At 67.3% G+C, this 5,872-nt stretch carries 5 protein-coding genes and 1 pseudogene; all 6 read right to left on the minus strand.

Annotated elements, in window-relative coordinates; genetic code table 11:
• Positions 1-81: 81 nt before the first annotated feature.
• Positions 82-585 (minus strand): beta-carotene hydroxylase, encoded by a 504-nt coding sequence (locus tag RUH75_RS22995; protein WP_313809536.1) that lies wholly within the window; start codon positions 583-585, stop codon positions 82-84.
• Positions 586-689: 104 nt separating this feature from the next.
• On the minus strand, positions 690-1,451 hold the full coding sequence (locus tag RUH75_RS23000) for a TorF family putative porin (protein WP_313809537.1): 762 nt from the start codon (positions 1,449-1,451) through the stop codon (positions 690-692).
• A gap of 251 nt (positions 1,452-1,702) precedes the next feature.
• Positions 1,703-2,959 (minus strand): mechanosensitive ion channel family protein, encoded by a 1,257-nt coding sequence (locus RUH75_RS23005; protein ID WP_313809538.1) that lies wholly within the window; start codon positions 2,957-2,959, stop codon positions 1,703-1,705.
• Entirely contained in the window at positions 2,956-4,173 is a 1,218-nt protein-coding gene (metC, locus tag RUH75_RS23010; RefSeq protein WP_313809539.1) for a cystathionine beta-lyase, read from the minus strand. The genes RUH75_RS23005 and metC overlap by 4 nt, the downstream gene beginning before the upstream one ends.
• The gene (locus RUH75_RS23015) at positions 4,170-5,015 is read right to left on the minus strand and encodes a sulfurtransferase (protein ID WP_313809540.1); all 846 of its coding nucleotides are present in this window, start codon (positions 5,013-5,015) and stop codon (positions 4,170-4,172) included. Before RUH75_RS23015 ends, metC begins: the two co-directional genes overlap by 4 nt.
• A gap of 70 nt (positions 5,016-5,085) precedes the next feature.
• Positions 5,086-5,872 (minus strand): annotated as a pseudogene (locus RUH75_RS23020) (hypothetical protein); the annotation flags it as partial.

Here is a 5,872-nt window from a genome sequence, read left to right on the forward strand (position 1 = left end):
CAGTTCGCTCAGGAGATGGGTCCCCGCTTTCGCGGGGATGACGGATAAGCCGACCGTCCGCCTTCCACCCGTTCCGGTCTTTCAGGCGGTCTTTTCCTGTGCCTCTTTGGTGGGGCGGGGCGTGCGGTTGAGGGCGCGTTTCAGGGTTGCCGGGCGGGGGGCGATGAGAAAGCCGAAGCTGACGCAGCCAGCCTTCGTTTCCACCGCATGGTGCAGGCGGTGGGCCTGGACGATGCGTTTCATATAGGTTGAGCGGGGGACATGGCGGTGGGCGATCCGGCGGTGGACGATGATGTCGTGGAAGCCGAGATAGATGGCGCCATAAGCCGCGATCCCTGCGCCCATGGCCGTGGCCCAGCTGCCCCAATGCCATTGCACCCCGCCCAGCAGCAGCAGGATGGAAGGCAGGGCGAAGATCACGAAATAAAGGTCGTTCGCTTCCCATGAGCCGGTGCGGGGCAGATGGTGGCTGGCATGCAGGAACCAGCCCGGCCCATGCATCACCCAGCGGTGCATGACATAGGCGAAACCCTCCATCGCGGCGACGGTGGCGAGGAAGATCAGGATTGGCGGCAGGGCGGTCATTGGCCCCTTATAGAATGTCCCTGTCGCGCAGGCGACCCGCAAGGGACAGGAAAAAGGCCGCGACCCTTGCGGATCGCGGCCCCCTTCGTGACTTTTTCAGCCGATCAGAAGGATGCGGTGATCGAACCGACCACGCCCGCCTTGCTGATGTTGCGGCCGCTGGGGCTGTAGAGCGACTTGTCGGTGTCGACATAGGAGACGCCGAAGGTCAGGTGGCTCCAGGTGTAGGTCGCGCCGATGTTCCAGTCGGTATATTCCTTGCCGATGGTCAGGTAGCTGGGACCGAAGCTGTGGCCCAGATGCGCCGACACGCCCAGCGGGGTGTTGGGGATGCTGGCCGACAGGTCGCCGGCGACATAGAGATTGTCTTCCTTGGTCAGGCCGCCGTCGACCGACAGGGCGCGCGACTTGGGCGCATAGGCAGCGCTCAGCTTGGCGGTTGCCGGGCCGAAAGTGCCCTTGATCGAGGCATAGGGCTCGACGAAGTCGGTGTTGGCGCCGCCCGAACCCGGATAGTAGTAATACAGCACGCCGACGTCGACGGTGGCCGCGCCGATCGTCTTCGAATAGCCGGCGATCAGATCGAGTTCCTGGTCGCTGCCGGCAGCGACATAGTCGTCGATCGAGCTGCCCCAGGTCGAGACGTAGAAGCCCGATTCATGGGTCACGGTGATGCCGCCCTGAAGAGCGAAGCGCTTGTCGGTCTGCGAAATGCCGCGGAAGCGATAGTCGGTGACGACCGCCGCGTTGCCGGTGACGGTGAGCGCCGGAGTGGGCTCGTCCTGGGCGAAGGCCGGTGCCGATACGGCGGCGGCAAGAGCGGCTGCGAGAACGGGGGCCGAGAGGCCGAGAATGGACTTACGCATATGGTTTCCCCTTGATGGTTTTCTGCGATCGTCCCGCCTGCGTCATGGTCCCAAGTCTCTTGTCGCCCTGCACGGGATGGACCGGGTTGCCTCAACGGAGGAGGGGATGCCCGCCTGCGTTGCGGCGCACAAGATTTTATTGCCGCGCCGTGTCGTTTGCTTCCACAATGTTGCCAGCCTGCAACAAAATCAGGCATGATTGTGGCGGGGTGCCGCCATACGCACGTTTTTTGCCGTAATTGCGGGGGATTTCAGGGACGGGAAGACCCGGCGCGGGGCGCATGAATGACGCGCTGCGGATAAGGAATGGTGATGCCATTGTCGCGGAACAGCAGCCACAGCCGGTTCAGGACATCCGACTTCACACTGCCGACGCCGCCTTCCGGATCGCTGATCCACACCAAAATGTCATGTTCGACGCGGTTCTCGCCAAAGGCGGTGAGCCAGACATTGGGCTTGGGATTGCGCAGCACGCGGGGGCTTTCCTGCGCGGCGCGGAGCATCAGGTCCTGCGCGAGTTTCAGGTCGCTGTCATAGCCGACGCCGACGGGAATGCGGACGCGGACGTTGCGGTCGGAATAGGACCAGTTCTCCACCTCCTGCGTCATGAGGTTCTCGTTCGGGATCAGATGCTCCTTGCCGTCGCGGGTGATGACGGAGACGGCGCGGACGCCGATCTTGTTCACCCAGCCGAAGCTGTCGCCCACGACGATGACGTCGCCCGGCTTGATCGATCGGTCCATCAGCAGGATGATCCCGGCGATGAGGTTGCCGAAGGTCTTTTGCAGGCCGAAGCCGACCGCCAGTCCCAGCGCGCCGGAGAAGACCGTGAAGGCGGTGAGGTCGATGCCGAGCAGGTCGACGCCGATGAAGAAGGCAGCGACGACCACGGCGATGGCGGCCAGTTTCTGGGCCAGCAGCTTCTGCGTGGCGTCCAGGCCATGGGCGCGGGTGATGCTGCGCCCGAGGATGCGGTTGGCAAGGCGCACCAGGGCGAAGAGGGCGACGCAGGTGGCGGCCATGCTGACCAGCCCGAGCAGGGTCACGCGCCGCTGGCCAAGGCCGATGCCCACGCCGTCCAGCATGTCGGCCACCGGAGCGAAGCCGCCGCTGCTGCCCGACAGCACCATGACGAAGAGCAGCAGGGCGATGGGCAGGACGGCAAGGCGCGGAATGGCGAGGCTGCGCAATGTGTGGACGGCCAGCAGCGACAGGGACAGGGCGAGCGCGGCGCTCAGAATCAGATGCGCGAAATCCCCGATCGGCCAGAAGGCGACGGCGATGGCCATGGCGGCGGCCGCGATGACATGGTGCAGGATCGGACGCAAATGCCCCGCCAGTGCCTCGCCCAATGCGCGGAAGCGGCGGCGAAGGCGCGGCGAAGCGAAGCGGGCAAGGGCGCCGGCCACGAGATAGAGGGTGACGGCCAGCGCCGCCGCGATCAGCGGATGAATGACCGCGGGATCGCCGGGCAGCCGGGCGAGCAGCGCGGGCAGGCCGGGCATCATCCGCGCGCGGCCCGAAAGCGGGCGAGGCCGGCGTCGAGATCGGCGATCAGGTCTTCCGGGTCCTCCAGCCCGATTTGCAGGCGGACGGCGGGGCCTTCGGCCTGCCAGCGGGTGGCGGTGCGGTAGCGGGCGGGGTCGACAGGGAGGGCGAGGCTTTCGAAGCCGCCCCAGCTATAGCCGATGCCGAAATGGGCGAGGCCGTCGATGAGCGCCGCGCGGGCCTTTTCATCGCCGCCCTTGAGGATGAAGCTGAAGAGGCCGCTGGAGCCGGTGAAATCGCGTTGCCACAGCGCATGGCCGGGGCAGGAGGGCAGGGCCGGGTGGAGGACGCGGGCGACGTCGGGTTGTTCGGCCAGCCACTGCGCAATGCGGAGCGCGCTGGCCTGATGCTGGTTCAGGCGGACGCCCAGCGTGCGCAGGCCGCGGGATGCGAGCCAGGCGTCGTCGGGGCTGGTCATCTGGCCGAACAGATAGGCGGTCTGGCGGATCTTCGGGAAGAGGGCGGGGGTCGCCGTCACCGATCCCATCATCACGTCGCTATGGCCGACGATATATTTGGTGCAGGCGAGGATGCTGATGTCGACGCCATGGGCCAGCGCCGGGAAGAACCAGGGCGTGGCCCATGTGTTGTCGAGCAGGGTCGCTATGCCCTTTTCGCGGGCGATGGCGGTGATGGCGGGAACGTCCTGCACCTCGAAGGTCAGGCTGCCGGGGCTTTCCAGGAAGATGGCGCGGGTGGCGTCGGTGATCAGGTCCGCGATATCGGCGCCGATGGTCGGGTCGTAATAAAGCGTCTCGATGCCCAGGGGGCGCAGCATCTGTTCGCAGAAATTGCGGGTCGGGTCATAGGCGCTGTCGACCATGAGCAACTGGTCGCCGGGCCTGAGCACCGCCATCAGCGCGCAGGCGATCGCGGCGACGCCAGAGGGGTAGAGCATCGTGCCTTCGGCGCCCGGTTCCATTTCGGTGAGGGCGTCGGCCAGGCTCCATGCGGTGGGCGTGCCCTTGCGGCCATAGAAGAGGCGTTCGTGGGTGCTGCGGCCGGCGGCGCTGCGCAGATGCGCGACGTCGTCATAGAGGATGGTCGAGGCGCGCCAGACCGGGGGGCTGACGATGCCGCCGGGCTGGCCGGGCATGCCGGTCCATTCTGGCTTGCGGCCAGCCTGCGCGAGGTGGGTGAGGGGGCGAATGCGGGGTTTGCGGTCCTTGCTCATGCGGCGCCCGTCGCTTTCGGGGTGGCGGGGTCGAGGCCCCATTCGGACCAGCTGCCGTCATAGAGGGTGATATCGGTCTTGCCGAGCAGTTCGAGGGCCGCGAGCAGGATCGCCGCTGTCACGCCGCTGCCGCAGCTGGTGATGAGCGGGCGCGCGAAATCCGTGCCCGCGTCGAGGAAGAGGCGGCGCAGTTCCTCGCCCTGCTTCATGCTGTTGTCGGGATTGAAGAGGCAGGAGGAGGGGATGTTGCGGCTGTGCGGGATGTGGCCCGACGTCATGCCGGGCCGGGGCTCTTTCTCCTCGCCGGTGAAGCGGGCGGCACCTCTGGCGTCCAGCACCTGTTCGGCCCGGCTGTCGAGATTGGCGAGCAGATCATCCCGGGTGCGGACCTGTGCCGGGGCGCGGTGGGCGACGGCGTTGCCGCGCGGAAGGGTGGGCATGCCGCTTTCTGTCGGGCGCCCTTCCGCCAGCCATTTGGGAAGGCCACCGTCGAGGATCGCGGCCCCTTGGCCCACGCCGTACAGGCGCATCATCCACCAGCCGCGCGCGGCGCTGTGGGTGGGGCTGTTGTCATAGACGATGACGCGGCTGTCGGCGTCGATGCCGAGCTGTTGGCAGCGCTCGGTCATGAAGGCGTCGGTCGGCAGCATGCCGGGGCGCGGGTCGTCGGGGTCGGCCAGCGTGGGCAGGTCGAGAAAGGCGGCGCCGGTGATATGGGCGGCTTCGAACTCCGCCTCCGGATCGCGCGGCGTGCCGGGGAGGAAGAGGCTGGCGTCGACGATCCTGAGGTCGTTCTTGCCCAGTTCGGCGGCAAGCCAGTCGGTCGATACCAATATGTCCATGGGCCTCTTGTCCTTTGTCCTTGTTCCCTTTTTAGGAGCGCCGGACAAAGGTGGAAAGGGCCGATTGGCCTCAGCTGGAAAGGGCGAGCGCGGTCGCGCGGCTGCCGGGCGTGCGATATTGGCGCGGGCCGAGGTCGAGGCGGAAGGGGGCGAGGCGCTCGACCGGGGGCGATTGTTCCTCGCCCACGATGAAGGCGTTGCCGGTGCGGCCGGTGCCTTGCGTTTCGCCGGTTTCGTCCGTCCAGCGATATTGCGCGTCGAAGGCGATGAGCGGGATCAGCAGGGCGCGCTGGCCCATCTGGATCGCTGCGATTTCCTGCGCATTGAGGCGCATTTCGCCAGTGAGCTTCTGGGTTTCGCCCGGCGCGATCGAGACGATGGAATGGACGGGCAAGCCGGTTCTGCCCGCGAAAAATTGCTGGAACAGCGCCTGTTGCCCGGCCTCGGCATTGGCGATCAGGCTGCGGACGAGGATGTCTTGCGCCATGCGGGCGCCGCGATTGCGGAGTGTCAGCGTATAGCCGATCGTCGCGCCCATCAGCGTCAGGCGGGCGGCCTGCACTTCCATCCCAAGGTCGAGCCACGGGCGGTCGGTGGTGGCGGGCGCGGGTTCGGGCTTGTCGGGGGCGGGAGGCGGGACGGGGGCCGGTTGGGGCTGCGCCGGGCGGGGTGCCGGCGGCGATGGCGCGGGTTCGGTTTCTGGGAAAGGCTCCTCAAGCTCTTCCGGCTTGCCGCGGCGGAGCAGGAGGAAAGCACCGATCAGCAGGGCCGCGCCGGCGGTGGCGGCGATCCAGAGCCAGTTGGCGGCGGGTTCTTCCGCGGGCGCGAGCGGCGCGGGGGCGGGCGGGGCGGCCCGG

It is taken from the genome of Sphingobium sp. (assembly GCF_032153725.1).
Classification (GTDB): domain Bacteria; phylum Pseudomonadota; class Alphaproteobacteria; order Sphingomonadales; family Sphingomonadaceae; genus Sphingobium.